This window comes from Labedella endophytica, from assembly GCF_003990045.1.
Classification (GTDB): Bacteria; Actinomycetota; Actinomycetes; order Actinomycetales; family Microbacteriaceae; genus Labedella; species Labedella endophytica.
In genome coordinates this window covers 136,560-150,618 of sequence record NZ_RZGZ01000005.1, presented here as the reverse complement: position 1 = coordinate 150,618, position 14,059 = coordinate 136,560, and the positions used below count along the sequence as shown (strand labels likewise).

The 14,059-nt window shown below is 69.5% G+C and carries 14 protein-coding genes, 2 tRNA genes and 1 pseudogene; 8 read left to right on the top strand and 9 right to left on the bottom strand.

Annotated elements, in window-relative coordinates; genetic code table 11:
- Positions 1 to 8: 8 nt before the first annotated feature.
- From gltX to ELQ94_RS15810, 3 genes are all read left to right on the top strand, one after another.
- Entirely contained in the window at positions 9 to 1,529 is a 1,521-nt protein-coding gene (gene gltX, locus ELQ94_RS15820) for a glutamate--tRNA ligase (RefSeq protein WP_127051331.1), read from the top strand.
- Positions 1,526 to 2,488, top strand: a complete 963-nt coding sequence (locus tag ELQ94_RS15815; protein WP_127051330.1) for an NAD(P)/FAD-dependent oxidoreductase — start codon at positions 1,526 to 1,528, stop codon at positions 2,486 to 2,488. The genes gltX and ELQ94_RS15815 overlap by 4 nt, the downstream gene beginning before the upstream one ends.
- 122 nt (positions 2,489 to 2,610) lie before the next feature.
- Positions 2,611 to 2,682, top strand: a tRNA-Gln gene (locus tag ELQ94_RS15810).
- Positions 2,683 to 2,738: 56 nt separating this feature from the next.
- Here ELQ94_RS15810 and ELQ94_RS15805 read toward each other — a convergent pair.
- Complete coding sequence (locus ELQ94_RS15805) at positions 2,739 to 4,091, bottom strand: flavin monoamine oxidase family protein (RefSeq protein WP_127051329.1); 1,353 nt, start codon at positions 4,089 to 4,091, stop codon at positions 2,739 to 2,741.
- Between ELQ94_RS15805 and ELQ94_RS15800 the strand changes: the two genes are divergently transcribed.
- Positions 4,090 to 4,566: a YciI family protein gene (locus ELQ94_RS15800; protein ID WP_341807742.1), complete on the top strand. Its 477-nt coding sequence runs from the start codon at positions 4,090 to 4,092 to the stop codon at positions 4,564 to 4,566. The genes ELQ94_RS15805 and ELQ94_RS15800 overlap by 2 nt on opposite strands.
- A 33-nt stretch (positions 4,567 to 4,599) precedes the next feature.
- Here the strand turns inward: ELQ94_RS15800 and ELQ94_RS15795 are convergent, their stop codons facing one another.
- The 5 genes from ELQ94_RS15795 to ELQ94_RS15775 form a co-directional block, all read right to left on the bottom strand.
- On the bottom strand, positions 4,600 to 5,262 hold the full coding sequence (locus tag ELQ94_RS15795) for a response regulator transcription factor (RefSeq protein WP_127051328.1): 663 nt from the start codon (positions 5,260 to 5,262) through the stop codon (positions 4,600 to 4,602).
- The gene (locus ELQ94_RS15790; protein WP_166404873.1) at positions 5,259 to 6,533 is read right to left on the bottom strand and encodes a sensor histidine kinase; all 1,275 of its coding nucleotides are present in this window, start codon (positions 6,531 to 6,533) and stop codon (positions 5,259 to 5,261) included. Before ELQ94_RS15790 ends, ELQ94_RS15795 begins: the two co-directional genes overlap by 4 nt.
- 114 nt (positions 6,534 to 6,647) lie before the next feature.
- Entirely contained in the window at positions 6,648 to 7,865 is a 1,218-nt protein-coding gene (locus ELQ94_RS15785; protein WP_127051326.1) for a serine hydrolase domain-containing protein, read from the bottom strand.
- A 77-nt stretch (positions 7,866 to 7,942) separates the two neighbouring features.
- Positions 7,943 to 8,764 (bottom strand): hypothetical protein, encoded by an 822-nt coding sequence (locus tag ELQ94_RS15780; protein WP_127051325.1) that lies wholly within the window; start codon positions 8,762 to 8,764, stop codon positions 7,943 to 7,945.
- Entirely contained in the window at positions 8,764 to 9,498 is a 735-nt protein-coding gene (locus tag ELQ94_RS15775; RefSeq protein WP_127051324.1) for an ABC transporter ATP-binding protein, read from the bottom strand. The genes ELQ94_RS15780 and ELQ94_RS15775 overlap by 1 nt, the downstream gene beginning before the upstream one ends.
- Positions 9,499 to 9,713: 215 nt before the next feature.
- Here ELQ94_RS15775 and ELQ94_RS15770 point away from each other — a divergent pair, with 215 nt between their 5' ends.
- The gene (locus ELQ94_RS15770) at positions 9,714 to 10,091 is read left to right on the top strand and encodes a DUF7882 family protein (RefSeq protein ID WP_208007758.1); all 378 of its coding nucleotides are present in this window, start codon (positions 9,714 to 9,716) and stop codon (positions 10,089 to 10,091) included.
- Positions 10,088 to 10,735 (top strand): annotated as a pseudogene (locus ELQ94_RS15765) (ANTAR domain-containing protein); the annotation flags it as partial. The gene ELQ94_RS15770 and the pseudogene ELQ94_RS15765, both read left to right, overlap by 4 nt.
- A 10-nt stretch (positions 10,736 to 10,745) precedes the next feature.
- Here the strand turns inward: ELQ94_RS15765 and ELQ94_RS17645 are convergent.
- The 3 genes from ELQ94_RS17645 to ELQ94_RS15750 all read right to left on the bottom strand — a co-directional run bounded on the left by ELQ94_RS17645 (position 10,746) and on the right by ELQ94_RS15750 (position 12,735).
- Entirely contained in the window at positions 10,746 to 11,513 is a 768-nt protein-coding gene (locus tag ELQ94_RS17645) for a sigma-70 family RNA polymerase sigma factor (protein WP_243697071.1), read from the bottom strand.
- Between the two features lie 203 nt (positions 11,514 to 11,716).
- Complete coding sequence (locus ELQ94_RS15755; RefSeq protein ID WP_127051321.1) at positions 11,717 to 11,929, bottom strand: hypothetical protein; 213 nt, start codon at positions 11,927 to 11,929, stop codon at positions 11,717 to 11,719.
- Positions 11,930 to 12,096: 167 nt separating this feature from the next.
- Positions 12,097 to 12,735: an MBL fold metallo-hydrolase gene (locus ELQ94_RS15750; RefSeq protein WP_127051320.1), complete on the bottom strand. Its 639-nt coding sequence runs from the start codon at positions 12,733 to 12,735 to the stop codon at positions 12,097 to 12,099.
- A gap of 66 nt (positions 12,736 to 12,801) precedes the next feature.
- Here ELQ94_RS15750 and ELQ94_RS15745 point away from each other — a divergent pair, with 66 nt between their 5' ends.
- Positions 12,802 to 13,764: a diacylglycerol/lipid kinase family protein gene (locus ELQ94_RS15745; protein WP_127051319.1), complete on the top strand. Its 963-nt coding sequence runs from the start codon at positions 12,802 to 12,804 to the stop codon at positions 13,762 to 13,764.
- Between the two features lie 53 nt (positions 13,765 to 13,817).
- A tRNA-Glu gene (locus ELQ94_RS15740) sits at positions 13,818 to 13,890 on the top strand.
- The last annotated feature ends 169 nt before the right edge of the window (positions 13,891 to 14,059 follow it).

Genomic DNA, 14,059 nt, shown 5'->3' with positions numbered 1-14,059 from the left:
TGTGAGCGATGTCTGCCCTCACCGCTCCTCCGTTCTCCTCCGCCACCGGTTCCGACGTCCGCGTCCGGTTCTGCCCGTCTCCGACGGGTACTCCGCACGTCGGCCTCGTCCGCACAGCCCTGTTCAACTGGGCCTACGCCCGCCACACCGGCGGGACGTTCGTCTTCCGCATCGAGGACACGGACGCCGCCCGTGACAGCGAGGAGAGCTACGAGCAGATCCTCGAGGCCCTCCGGTGGCTCGGCCTGGACTGGGACGAGGGCATCGACGTGGGAGGACCGCACGGCCCCTACCGCCAGTCGCAGCGAGCCGATGTGTACACCGACGTGATCGGCAAGCTCGTCGCCGCTGGACATGTGTACGAGAGCTACTCCAACGCGGAGGAGATCGACGCGCGCAACGAGGCGGCCGGCCGGGCGAAGCAGCTCGGCTACGACAACGCCGATCGCGATCTCACCGAGGAGCAGCGGGCCGCCTTCCGTGCGGAGGGTCGTCAGCCGGCGCTGCGGCTCCGAGTGCCCGACGTCGACCTGTCGTTCGACGATCTCGTGCGGGGGGAGATCACCTTCCCCGCCGGCTCCTTCACCGACTTCGTCGTCGTCCGTCCGAACGGTCAGCCGCTCTACACGCTCGTGAATCCGGTCGACGACGCGATCATGGGCATCACCCACGTCCTGCGCGGCGAGGACCTCCTCTCGTCGACTCCGCGGCAGATCGCGCTCTACCACGCTCTCGTCGACATCGGTCTCACGGAGGCCGTTCCCCGCTTCGGGCACCTTCCGTACGTGATGGGCGACGGCAATAAGAAGCTGTCGAAGCGCGATCCCGAGTCGAACCTCTTCCACCACCGTGACCGGGGCTTCATCCCCGAGGGTCTCGTGAACTACCTCGCGCTGCTCGGCTGGGGATTCTCGGCCGATCGAGACGTGTTCAGCCTCGACGAGATGGTCGGGGCGTTCGACGTGGAGAACGTGAACCCCAACCCCGCGCGATTCGATCTCAAGAAGGCCGAGTCCATCAACGGCGACCACATCCGCCTGCTCGACACCGCGGACTTCGCCGAGCGCACCATCCCGTATCTCCGTAATGCCGGTGTCTTCGCCGGCGAGCCGACGGCGGAGCAGCGCGCCCTCCTCGTGGAGGCGGCTCCTCTCGTGCAGGAGCGTGTCGGCCTCCTCGGCGAGACGCCGGGGATGCTCGGCTTCCTCTTCGTCACGGCCGACGAACTCGAGCACGCGGACGACGCGATCGCCGGCCTTCCCGTGAACGCCGGCGACGTGCTCGCCGCGGCGACGGAGGCCCTCATGGCCATCCCCGAGTCGGACTGGCGCACGGAGGCCATCCAGACGGCTCTCGCGAGTGGTCTCGTCGAGGGACTCGGGTTGAAGCCGCGCGTCGCCTACGGGCCGGTCCGCGTCGCCATCTCCGGTCGACGCGTCTCTCCGCCGCTCTTCGAATCCATGGAGCTCCTCGGTCGGGACGACTCGCTCGCGCGCATCGAGCGCCTGAGGACGCGGATCTCGGCATGAGCGACTGGGACGTCGTCGTCGTCGGCGGGGGACCGGCCGGTCTCTCCGCCGCGCTCAACCTCGTGCGAGCGCGGCTGCGCGTCCTCGTCCTCGACAGCAATCGTCCGCGCCATTCCGCGACCCTCGTGTCGCACGGCTTCCTCACGCGGGACGGTATCGCGCCGCACGAGCTGCGTGCTCTCGGCCGTGCGGAGGTCGACGGATACGACGAGGCGCAGGTCGCGTTCGCGCTCGTCACCTCGATCGAGCGCGACGACGACGGGTTCCGCGTCCGCGCCACGGGGGTCCGTGGTGCTCCGGACCAGGACGTGACGGCCACGCATGTGCTCGTGACCTCGGGGCTCGCGGAGACGCTTCCCGACGTCACGAACATGCGCGCCTACTACGGCACGAGCCTGCACAGCTGTCTCACGTGTGACGGCTACGAGAAGGCCGGCGAGGCCCTCGCCGTCATCGGTGAGACGGACGACCTGGCCGACGTCGCCTGGCGCACCCTGCAGTGGACGGACGACGTCGTCGTGTTCACGAACGGCGCCGGCGTGGACGCCGTGTCGGAGACGGATCGTGAGGACCTCGAGGCTGCGGGGGTGCGCGTCGAGCACGCGCCGATCGTTTCCCTCGACGGCGACCGCTCGGGTCTCACCGGCGTCACGCTCGACACGGGGGAGACGGTTCCGCGTTCCGGCGGGTTCGTCCGCCCCCGCTGGGAGGCGACGCTCGCGTACCTGGAACCGATCGGCACGGAGCTCGCTCGCGACGACCTCGGTCTCGTCCGAACGGACGCCGTCGGTCGGACGAGTGTTCCCGGCCTCTACGCCGCCGGTGACGTCACCCCGCCCGGCCCGCAGCAGCTCGTCGTCGCGGCGGGTCACGCAGCCGCCGTCGCCGGGGGGATCCTCACCGACGTCACCGCCGCGCGCCGCCGTGCTTCCATGCCCGAGAACGCCGGGCTCGTCTGACCGTCGCAGAGTGCGTCAGCCCAGTCGGATGCGCGTCGTCCTGAGAGCCGGTCCGCCGGTTTGGAGGGAGCTCACTTCGTGAGCTATTGTTGGATGTCGGTCGGGGCAACGTCCCGAACCGGTGGGGTATGGTGTAATTGGCAACACGACTGATTCTGGTTCAGTTGTTCTTGGTTCGAGTCCAGGTACCCCAGCAAGTGTCTTCGCGCTCAGTGTCCTCCGCCGTCACAGGTCGGGGGATTTTCTGCGTCTAGGGCGTCATCGGTCGTGGGTCTTCTTCACGGGACCACGCGTCCTCGATCGGAATCGCGCGCCCGAGCACGTTCTCTGCGGCGCGGTGTCCCGAGTGCAGGGCCGCCGTCACCGTCGCGGGGTCGTCGGTCCAGGTGGCCTCTCCCGCGATGTGGAGCACGCCGCCGATGGGTGTTGCGAGGTCGTCGTGGTCGGCCGTGGTCGACCCCACCGTCATGTAGGCGTAGGAGCCGCGAGCGAAGGGGTCGTCCTGCCACGCGCTGATCCGCACGCTCGTGGGCTCCTCGACGCGGTCGCCATACAAGCGGCGTAACTGCACGAGCACGGAGTCGACGACGCGCTGCTCGTCCCAGGTGCGGATCTCGCGCGCCGCGGGACCCGCGGCGAACGTCAGGAGCGTCGGGTCGCCGTGGAGCCGTGTGAGGTCGTACCAGGAGTGCCACATCTCACCCTCCGGCCCCAGCTGCCGGATCGCGTACACGTCGTCGTCCCAGAACGCGGTCGGGAAGCGCAGGACCACCTTCTCGAACGCGTTCATCGCGAGGCGGCCGAGCGCTCCCGCGTTCGGCTCCGGGAACGGGGGATCGATGACCAGGTCCTGCGACTGCAGGACACCGACAGGAACCGTGACGACCGCGTTCGCGGCGGTGAACGTTCCGTGGTCGGTCGAGACGGTCACCCCGCTATCCCCCCAATCGATGCGGGAGACGACGTGCTCCAGCCGTACATCGAGGTCTTCTGCGAGGTGCTGGGGGAGACGGTCGTAGCCGTCGGGGAAGACCACCTCGTCTCCGTCCGTCACGTCGTCGTCGAGGCCGTGGGCGGCGAGGTCATCGATCCAGACGCCGTACTGCTCCTCCGTGCGGTGCTGGAGGTACTCCCTCACGCGTCCCGTGCGTTCCGGGTCCCACTCCTGCTGGGCGAGCGCGGCCTCCGTCACGTCACGATAGGAGTCGTCGGCGGCCGAGGCGGCGATGACGTCGAGGAGCGTGGCGTCGAGCGCGTGGACGTCGGAGGCGAAGAGGCGAGCCTCCTCGTCGCTCAGCCGCGCGCCGTCGGGGTCGAAGTACGCGATCGGGCGTCCGTCCACCTGGTACCCGCCGACGGTGAACTCGACGGTGTCGATTCCGAAGGCCACGGCGGCCTCGGACACGGAGCTTCCGGTGACACCGTGGATCCAGGAGGCACCCATGTCCGTGACGAGGCCATCGCTCCGGTCGGTCGAGACGCGCCCCCCGAGGCGGTCGCGGGCCTCGAGCACGACCACGCGGCGACCGGACTGCATGAGGAGGCGAGCAGCCGTCAGGCCCGATACCCCGGCCCCGATCACGATCGTGTCGACGTGCTCCATGCGTTCCTCCTCCGATGTGCCGCAGTGCGCTCTCCGACGCTACCGCGACGTGCGGCTGCGGCGGCATAATCGTCTCAACCGGACGGAATGGTCGACGGTGATCCGTCCGGCGAGCGAGAGGCCGATGATGACGCACTACCTGATCTCCTTCCCCAGCGAGGCGATGGTGCTCTCCGAGGAGGACTTCGCGATCGTCGTGGACACCTCGCACGACGTGGTCCGCGAAATGCGAGACGCTGGCGTGCTCGTCTTCGCCGGCGGGATCGACGAGGGTACGCCGCCCGTGCGGGTGGGTGCGGACAACGCCGTGTCGACCGGGACCTATCCGCAGACGGTCGGTTTGACCGGCGGATTCACGGTCATCGACGTGGCCACGCGGGAGGAGGCGGTGCAGTGGGCCGCCCGCGTCGCCGCGGGGTGCCGCTGCACGCAGGAGCTCCGCGCGTTCCATCCCGACGACCTCAGTCGACCGTAACGGGTCGGGACGAACCCGACCGGGTTCGACTCGTCAGACGGCGACGACGCCTTCGCGCAGACCCCAGAGGACCGCCTGCAGTCGATCGCGCGATGAGGTCTTCTGGAGCAGGCTCGCGAGGTGGTACTTGACCGTGGTCGGTTCGACGAAGAGCCTGTCGGCGATCTCCGCGTTCGACAGTCCCTCCGCGAGGAGGCGCAGGACGTCGAGCTCGCGGGCGGTCAACACGCCCGCAGCGGCGGGAGAATCAGCGGACACCCGGGAGGGTGAGCGCCGCTCGGTGAACTCGCGGAGGATCCGGCGGGTGAGGCGCTGATCGAGGGTGCCGTCACCCGCTGCGACGGAACGGATCGCCTCGAGGAGCGTCCGCTCGTCCGACCCCTTGAGGAGGAAGCCGGCGGCGCCGGCTCCGAGGGCGGCGAACACGTCCTCGTCGACGTCGAAGGTGGTGAGGATGAGGACCCCGGCGGTGTTGTCCGGATCCGCCATGATGCGCCGTGTTGCCTCGATCCCGTCCGTGCCGGGCATGCGGATGTCCATGCACACGACATCGGGCCGGAGTTCGCGGGCGCGTCGGGCGGCGTCGGCGCCGTCGATCGCCTCGCCGACGACGTCGATGTCATCCTCGGCGCCGAGCACGACGGACAGGCCTGCCCGCACGACCGCCTGATCGTCCGCGATGAGCAGTCGGATCATGTCGTTCCTCCTCGTTCGGGTGCCGGTACGAGCAGGCTGTTGCTCCAGCCGCCGTCCGCGGTGGGCCCGGTGGTCAGCGTGCCGCCGACGAGCCCGGCTCGTTCCTCCATCCCGGCGAGACCGTACCGTTCCCGTTCACCGGGGTCGGCGGTCGTGGCGGTCGCCCTCCCTGCCGCCGCTGCGTCCGCCGGGGGTCCGTTCGTCACCGTCAGCCGGACGGCATCGGAACTGTATTCGATGCGGACGTCGATGGTCGCGCCCGGAGCATGCCGGACGGCGTTCGCGAGGGACTCCTGGACCATGCGGTAGGCGGCCGTCTCCGTGAGGGGACCGAGAGGACGCGGACGACCGATCAGGACGTCGTGGACCGTGACGCCGCGCGAGCGGGCGTCATCGAGGAGCGCGGCGACCCGCGCGATCGAGGGCGCCGCGACCGGAGCAGCGGCGGTTCCGTCGGAGGACGGGTCGTCGTGCCGGAGGAGGCCCACGGTACGGCGCAGATCGGCGAGCGCGGTGCGGGCGTCGTCCTGGAGCGCGAGGAGCGTCTCGCGGGCACGGTCCGGATCGCTCCGGGTGAGGGCTGAGGCCGCCTGTGCGCTCACGATGATGCCGGACAGGTGGTGGCCCGCGATGTCGTGGAGTTCGCGAGCGAGAGCCGTGCGGCCCGCCTGCACCTCGCGCTGATCGCGTTCGATCCGTTCCCGCTCCACGGACTCGGCCTGGGTGCGGAGGGCGTCGGCCAGGCGTTCGCGTCCCAGGAAATACTCGCCGATCGCCGCGGGGACGGCGTACTGGACGATCACTCGAACGAGAGCGACGAACACGCCGTCGAGTGGTGTCAACTCGGGAGAGACGGAGCCGGCGGCGATGCTCACGATCGCGGTCGCAGCGGCCCCGATCGCGATGGTCGCGTACCCGCGGCGCCGGGGGACCCGCCGAGAGAGGACGTAGACGGCGACCATCACGGCGAATGCTCCCGTGCCGAGCTCGCCGGCGCTCGTGACGAGGATGACGAGATCGAGCAGGACGACGACGGCGAACACGGCGGCGGGGCGACGGTATCGCGCGAGCAGAGCGAGGGCCTGCACTGCAACGAGACCGCCGCGCACGAGCGGGGGGATCGTACCGGCGACCGGCTCGGCGAAGCCGTCGGTCAGGTCGAGACCGACGTATCCGATCGCGAGGGCGAGGGTGAGGACGGGTGGGAGCAGCTCGACGATGCGGGACCGCGGCGAGGACGTCCTGTCCTCGGTCCGGTGAGCGCTCGCCATGCGACGAGTCAACCATGCGGGGTGCCGAAGCGCTCGCGCTCCGGCACCCCGCGTGCGCATCGAGACGGTCAGTCGTCGCACAGCGTCTCGATCATTTCTCGCACAGCGTCTCGATCACTTCTCGCACAGCGTCTCATCCAGGGCGTCGATGACGATGCGGTACTGCTCGGTGAGCTTCTCGTCGTCGGCGGGATCGACGACCGCCCACGGTAGCGAGGTGACGGCGATCGTCACGGCCGTCCCGTCCGGACCGACCGCGTTGCGCGTCTGCGTGCCCGGGATGTCGCCGCCGTGTCCCCAGGCGATCCCGCCGCAGCTGAGCGGGTGGCTCTCCAACCCGAGGCCGTACGCGGTGCCCTCGGCGAGCTCGTTACCCGCCGGGACGGCGTCCTGCATAGCCGCGAGACTCTCCGCGCTCACGAGGTCGCTGCCGAGGATGGCCTGCATGACGGTGTTCAGCTCGCTGGGCGTGGAGACGATCGCCCCGGCCGCCCAGGCGAAGGACGTGTCCATGTCCGTGATCGGTCGCAGTTCCCCGGGGACGTCCGCGTGGTATCCCTGCGGGTGCTCCCCGCGGAGCTCCGTCTCACCGGGCTGAGGGAAGTAGGTGTGCTCGAGCCCCAGAGGCTCGACGATCCGCTCGTCGACCTGGTGCGGCAGAGCCCGCTCGGTGACGCGCTCGATCAGCAGCCCGAGGGCGAGGTAGTTGGTGTTGCTGTACTCCCAGGTCGAGCCGGAGGCGAAGACGGCAGGCCGGTCGAGCGCGACGTCGAGCATGTCGCGCGGCGAGATGTAGGTCTCCTGGGCACCGAAGGCGTCGGCAGCGATCTGGTCCGCGTACTCGGGCAGACCGGAGGTGTGCTGCAGCAGCTGACGCACGGTGATGACCGTGCCGTCGATACCGTCACCCGTGATGAGTCCCGGCAGGTAGGTGTCGACCGGCTCGTCGAGGGAGACCGTGCCCTCCTCGACGAGCTGCATGACGATCGTCGCCGTGAACATCTTGGTGTTGCTCGCGATACGGATCTCTCCGTCCATCGGGGGCGAATCGCCCGTGGTGATGTCGCCCTCGCCGAGGGTGACATCGGTCCGTGTGCCGTCCGGGGCCGTGACCGAGGCGAGCACCCCGGGGTAGCCGGCGTCGACGAGGGTCTGGAGCCTGTTCTCGAGCGCCGATGGTGCGGGGTCGGCGTCGGCCGTGCGGGACCAGGCGCCGATCGCCACGGCGCCGGCGGCGAGACCGAGGACGGCCACCGCGGCGATCGTGCGGCGCCCGCGACGCCGGCCGGCGGTGGGGGGAGTGGATGCAGGTGAGGGGGTCTGATCGGTCATTGTTCTTCTCCTGAACGTGTCGAGGGATCGATGATGTGTGATCGGTGGGGTTCGGCGGGGGAATGGTGAGCCCGCGCTCAGACGTCGCGGCGTCGCAGGTCGACGGCGGCCGCTCCGAGGGCGATGACGGAGAGGACGACGAGACCGATCGACGCGACGGCGGGGGACACTGGCGCCGGACCGGCACCGATCGCGGCCTGGGCGAGAGCGACGGGGAGGAACTGGGTCCAGACGGGTGCTGTGCCGGAGACGAGTGCGGCCGTCCCCTGAACGATCGGCTCGAGGACCAGGACCGCGAGCGCGACGAGGACGCCGGCGAGTTGGTTGCGTGCGACGACGCCGATCGCGAGGCCGAGGAGAGCGAGCAGGAGCACGACGAGGACCCCACGCCCGACGACGCCGATGGCCCCGACGGGGTCGATCGCCAGCGGCAGACCTCGGGCGGCGAGACCGACGATCAGCGTGAGCGTGCTCACGCCGACGAGGACGATCCCGAGGACGGCGCCGACGGTCGCGACGGCACCGGCTTTGGCGGCGAGGATGCGACCACGTCGTGGTGAAGCGAGAGCGGCGCCGACGATGCCGCCGAAGCGGAAGTCGCTCGTTCCGGCGAGCACACCGAGCAGGACGACCGCGATGACGACCGCCCCGAGAGAGCCCGTACCGCTGGTGCTGCCGAGCGGGCTCAGCGCACCGAGTTGATCGGCGCTCGAACCGAGATCGAACGATGGGAGGTCTCCGCCGAGCTCCTCGGCGCCCGGACCGATGTCGCCCCGGGCGAGGGCAGGGAGCAGCGTGACGACGGCGAGCTGGGTGACGACGAGTCCGACGATCGCGATGATCGCGGCGACACGGGTCGCGAGGACGGACCGGATTCCGATGAGTTCGGCGCGGTACATCAGCGCACTCCCGTTCCGGTGCCCGTGAGCCCCAGGTAGTAGTCCTCGAGCCGGCCCCCGGAGTCCGTGAGCGCGTCGGCGAGGGTCGTGTCGGCGACGACCCGTCCACCTGTGAGGACGACGATGTCGTCAGCGATCTCCTGCACGTCGGAAAGGAGATGTGAGGACAGCAGCACGGCCCCGCCCGCGTCCGCGAAGGCGCGGAGCAGGTGACGGAGCCACTGCATTCCCGCCGGATCGAGGCCGTTGGCTGGTTCGTCGAGGACGAGGCTCCGGGGTTCGCCGATCAGAGCCGCGGCTACGGCGATCCGCTGCCGCATGCCGAGGGAGTATCCGGAGATGCGACGATCAGCGTCCCGTGTCATGCCGACCTCGGCGAGGACCGCATCGACACGGGCCACGGGTACACGCGAGCGTGCAGCGGCGATCCGGAGGTGCTCGCGTCCTGACCGACCGGGATGCAGACCACCGGCGTCGAGCACCGCGCCGACGGCGTGCGCGGGGGCATCGAGGTCGCGGAAGCGCTCTCCCCGCACGAGCGCATCGCCGGAATCGGGCTGAGCGAGGCCGAGGAGGAGCCGGATCGTCGTGGTCTTGCCCGCTCCGTTCGGGCCGAGGAGTCCGACGATACGGCCGGGACGGACGGTGAAACTGACGTCGTCGACGCGGAGGACCCCGCGGAAGAGCTTCCGCAGTCCTCTCGCCTCGAGGGCATCTGGTTGATTCGTGTTCATGTATCCAGACTCGTGACCGCGGCCTCCGCGCACCCCGGCCGTGAGAACGGTCCACCCCGTCCGAATGGCCAGGACGTGTCGGCCGTCATCCGTGGCTCCCGGGATCTCCGAATGGATTCTGAGAAATATCGCGGATCGGTGTCTAGGACGACTCGGCCGTGGGTACAGGGGGAATGACGGGGACAGGCCGCGTCACGGAATTCCAGGAGACCTGTATGGGAACGCTCAAGTACGGCACCGGCGACTACGAGTTCGACGACCGGATCCTCGCCCATCTGCGGGTCGTCATCGCGCAGAAGCTGCGCCGCCGAGAGAGCTTCCTGCTCTCGTGGGATCACCACGCGCACAACGGTGGCGGGCGCAGTTCGCTCTGGATCACCGATGGGGTCAACCTCGGCTTCACGTTCTTCGGGAGCCGCGCGGCCAACCTCGATCGGGAGTGGCTCGACCGCATGATGTCTGCGAGTCACTCGGTCATGGGCCTCAACCTCGAGGACGTCCCCGAGGTGCCGGCCGGAGACGACCCCGTCGCCGGCGGAAGCCGTCGGGTCGCGCCCAAGAGTGGCCGCAGCCCGGCGCGTGCGGCATCATGAGGGACATGAGTGAACCAGGCGCGGAGTACTTCGCACGACTCGCATTCGATCTGCAGGCGGAGCCCGACACCGAGGCGACCGTCGAGGTCGTCGTCGAGTACGCGCGCGACGCCGTGCGGTGCGACGACGTGGGCATCCACTTGCTCGAGGGTCGGAAGATCCGCACGGCGGCCGCCACCGGCGACCGGGTGTGGGAGGCCGACGAGCTCCAGAACGAGTTGGGGGAAGGGCCCTGCATCTCCTCCATCGAGACGCTGGGCAGCTATGTCGTGCCCGATACGGCGAACGATCCGCGGTGGCCGACCTACGGGCCTCGACTCGCCCGTCTGGGTTACCGGTCCATGGTGAGCGTCCCTCTCGTCACCAAGGACAGGGTGATCGGCTCGCTCAACCTGTTCTCGGTCGCGCCGCACTCGCTCGACGACACCGACGAGGCCGTCGCCCGCATCTTCGGTCGACACGCGTCCATCGCACTCGCGAACGTGCGCTCAGAGGACAACCTCGAGAAGGCCCTCGACGGCCGGAAGGTCATCGGGCAGGCCCAGGGAATCCTCATGGAGCGCTTCTCCGTCGACGAGGGCCGGGCGTTCTCGCTCTTGCGCCGCTATTCGCAGCACCACAACTCGAAGCTCGTCTCCGTCGCGCAGGACGTCGTCAGCGGGGACCTGTTCGCGGCCCTCGAGGACGTGGAGGAGGCCCCGTCAGCTCCTGTCGAAGAGCTCGGAGCGACGCGTCGAGCGAGCGGGAGACGGCCTTCTGCGTCGAGCCCGTCCGACGAGCGATCTCGGCTTGCGTGAGGTCCTCGAAGTAGCGCAGGTACACCACGAGGCGCGCATCCTCCGACAGTGAGCGGAGGGCGCCGAAGAGCGGGACCCGCGTCTCGCTCGCGTCGAGTCGACGGTCGAAGTCTCCGATCGTCGCGGACAGCGGCACCGCCTCCCCGTCCACCGACACGGCGGCGTCGAGCGACAGGGGAGCGGGGACGCCCCCCGGGCCAGCGGCAGCGACGACCGCGCGGGGGACGCGCATGACCCGGGAGTCGTCGCGCAGGTAGTGCATGAGCTCCCCGCGGATGTGCGACGCCGCGAACGACGCGAACATCCCGCGCTGCTGATCGAACCGTCGCGCCGCCTGGACGAGGCCGACGTACGCGACCTGTCTGAGGTCGAGTCGATCACTCTTGCGGGACGACCACCTCTCGGCGAGTGCCTCGGCGAGAGCGAGGTGCCCGTGGACGAGATCGTCGGAACTCGGGGCGGCGGGGGGTGTCGCTGAGGAGCGAGCCCGCGTGCACGACGCGGCGCCGCTCGGACGCCGGATCGTGATCGCGCGAACCGTGGTGGCACGGAACCGTTGAGAATCGGTCGGCTGGTGCGCAGACGGCTGGTGAGCGAACACAGCGTCCGGGGTGAGAACTGACACGGGTGGCCTCGTCGAAGATGAAGAGAAGGCGATGGCACGCTGTTTGACCACCGGTGTGTAACCAGTCTAACACCCCCCTTGACAGACGCCGCATCGTCTTGTCAACGCATTGGCGGGATCACTCTCCCGTCCCACAATCGTCGACCGAGGGACCGACCACCCACGCGTGGTGCGTCGAGTGGGTGGTCGGTCCTGACTCCGTGTCAGGCCGACCGCAGCCGCTCGCCGGAAGTGGGGGATCGCCGCGGACGTTCCTCGTGTGCCACGCGGCCACGCTCGTCGTACCAGACGACCCGACGATCGTTGTCCGCGGCGCCCACGCACTCCTCGACGATGCGCCCATCGGACGTGATGTCGTGGTTGCTCCAGCGTGCCCTGTCGCTCGTGACCCTATCGCTCGCGGCCGTGTCCCTCATACCGGTCGACCTCCTCGTCGAGGGATCAACGCTAGGCGGCGCCCCGGAGCCCGGACAGACCTTGACGAACGGGCGGCCGTGAGGCAGGTGCACGACCGCGGCCACCAGGGGCCCCGATGGTCGCGGCCGCGTGTCTCGCTGTGGTGCGCCGGTTCGGCGCGGTCCCGTCAGATGGAGAGGACGTCCCCGGGCTCGAGGGCGTGGAAGGTGCCGCCTCCCTGCTCGGTGGCCCACTGGAGCCGCGCGTTCGACATGTCCTTGCCCGCGCGGGACAGGACCATCTCGTGGGTGGGGAAGGCGTGCCTCGGCTTGACGGCGAGCACGTAGTCGATCGTCTCGGAGACCTTCATCCAGGGGGCGCCGGCGGGTGCGGCCAACACATTCACGTCGACCCCGTCCGGGACGGTGAAGGAGTCGCCCGCGTAGTACAGCGCCTCGTTCACGAGGACGCCGACGTTGTCGACCACGGGGATGGACTCGTGGATCACGGCGTGCTTCCGCCCGAAGAAGCGGAGACGGAACGACCCGACAGTGACCTCGTCGCCGTGCGCGACGACCGTGATGGGGAGGTCCCCGGCCGCCGCGGCGACACCGGCAGGGGCGTAGACCGTGACCCCAGGACTCGCAGCGATGATGCGGTCGAGCTGCTCGCGCGTCCAGTGATCCGGGTGTTCGTGGGTGATCACGATCGCGTCCGCGCGGGTGCCGTCGGTGATGGCCGTCGTGAAGGCACCGGGATCGATGAAGAGTCGCCGACCGGCCTCGTCGAGGATCAGGGCGGCGTGTTCGAGCTTGGTGAGTTGCATACCCCCAGCCAAGCGGTGAGAGGCGCGCGCGGCAAGGGGTATCGGGGTCGATGCGATAATTCGACCGTGTCGACGAGAATCCGAACGATCGCGGTCGCCGTGAACCCCGCCGCGGCCGGTGGTGCGAGCGTGCACGTCGCGCCCGTGGTCGTCGATTCCCTCCGTGCCGCCGGATTCGAGGTGACGGTCGCCGCCGCGACCTCTGAGCGGGCGCTCCGGGAACGGCTCGTCGCGCTCGTCGGTGACGGGGGAGTGGAGGCGCTCGTCGTCGTCGGGGGAGACGGTCTCGTCAACCTCGCCGTCGACGTGCTCGCCGGCTCGGCGGTCGCTCTCGGTATCGTGCCGGCCGGCACGGGCAACGATGCCGCGCGCGAGCTGGGCATCCCCCTCGGCTCCGTGGCCGCCGCGTGCGATCATCTCATCGCCGCGCTCGAGCGTGAACCGCGGCGGACCGACGTCGGAGTCATCACACCGGAGTCCGGCGCCGATATGCCGCCGGGCGCGTCCGAGGCGGAGGACGGCACGTCACCCCCTCCGCCGCGCCGATTCCTCTGCGCGGTCTCGGCGGGGTTCGACGCCCTCGTGAACGAACGGGCCAACTCCCTGCGGTTCCCGCGCGGCCCCCACCGCTACACCGTCGCTCTCCTCCTCGAACTCGCGCGATTGCGCCCGCGTCGCTATCGACTCACGGTCGACGGGGTCGCACACGACGTGGAGTCCGTGCTGCTCGCCGTGGCCAACCTGGGATCGATCGGGGGCGGGATGCGGATCGTCCCGTTCGCGTCGCCGATGGATGGGACGCTCGACGCGCTCGTCGTCGCACCCCTCGGACGGATCCGGTTCCTGCGCCTCTTCCCCCGGGTGTTCGCCGGTCGTCACGTCGGTCTCGACGTGGTGTCGTTCCACTCCGGGTCCGTCATCCGCATCGAGTGCGACGAGCCCATCGTGGCCTACGCGGACGGGGAGCGGATCGGCCCGCTGCCCGTCCTGATCTCGGTCGAGAAGGGGGCTCTCGGGGTGCTCACGTGAGCCGATTTGGTGCACCCCCGAATGGTGTGTCATACTCAATCTCGTTGTTTTACGGCCCCATCGTTTAGCGGCCTAGGACACCGCCCTCTCACGGCGGCAGCACGGGTTCAAATCCCGTTGGGGTCACGAGCCCATGACGAAGAAGACCCTTTCGGGTGGATATTCGTCCGGCAATCGGACAGAAACAGCAACACGAAACCCTCTCGGCGCCTGCGCCGGGAGGGTTCTGTGTTTACCAGGGTCAACGGCGTTTACTAGGGTCAACGGCGTTTGCCAGAGTCGACGGCGTTTACCA

Coding starts and splice junctions, on each gene's coding strand:
- ELQ94_RS15780 (WP_127051325.1), bottom strand. CDS start 8,764: ATGTACCGCGCCGAACTCATCGGAATCCGGTCCGTCCTCGCGACCCGT.
- gltX (WP_127051331.1), top strand. CDS start 9: ATGTCTGCCCTCACCGCTCCTCCGTTCTCCTCCGCCACCGGTTCCGAC.
- ELQ94_RS15800 (WP_341807742.1), top strand. CDS start 4,090: ATGCGTTCCTCCTCCGATGTGCCGCAGTGCGCTCTCCGACGCTACCGC.
- ELQ94_RS15785 (WP_127051326.1), bottom strand. CDS start 7,865: ATGACCGATCAGACCCCCTCACCTGCATCCACTCCCCCCACCGCCGGC.
- ELQ94_RS15790 (WP_166404873.1), bottom strand. CDS start 6,533: ATGGCGAGCGCTCACCGGACCGAGGACAGGACGTCCTCGCCGCGGTCC.
- ELQ94_RS15795 (WP_127051328.1), bottom strand. CDS start 5,262: ATGATCCGACTGCTCATCGCGGACGATCAGGCGGTCGTGCGGGCAGGC.
- ELQ94_RS15755 (WP_127051321.1), bottom strand. CDS start 11,929: ATGAGGGACACGGCCGCGAGCGATAGGGTCACGAGCGACAGGGCACGC.
- ELQ94_RS15815 (WP_127051330.1), top strand. CDS start 1,526: ATGAGCGACTGGGACGTCGTCGTCGTCGGCGGGGGACCGGCCGGTCTC.
- ELQ94_RS15805 (WP_127051329.1), bottom strand. CDS start 4,091: ATGGAGCACGTCGACACGATCGTGATCGGGGCCGGGGTATCGGGCCTG.
- ELQ94_RS15770 (WP_208007758.1), top strand. CDS start 9,714: ATGGGAACGCTCAAGTACGGCACCGGCGACTACGAGTTCGACGACCGG.
- ELQ94_RS15775 (WP_127051324.1), bottom strand. CDS start 9,498: ATGAACACGAATCAACCAGATGCCCTCGAGGCGAGAGGACTGCGGAAG.
- ELQ94_RS15750 (WP_127051320.1), bottom strand. CDS start 12,735: ATGCAACTCACCAAGCTCGAACACGCCGCCCTGATCCTCGACGAGGCC.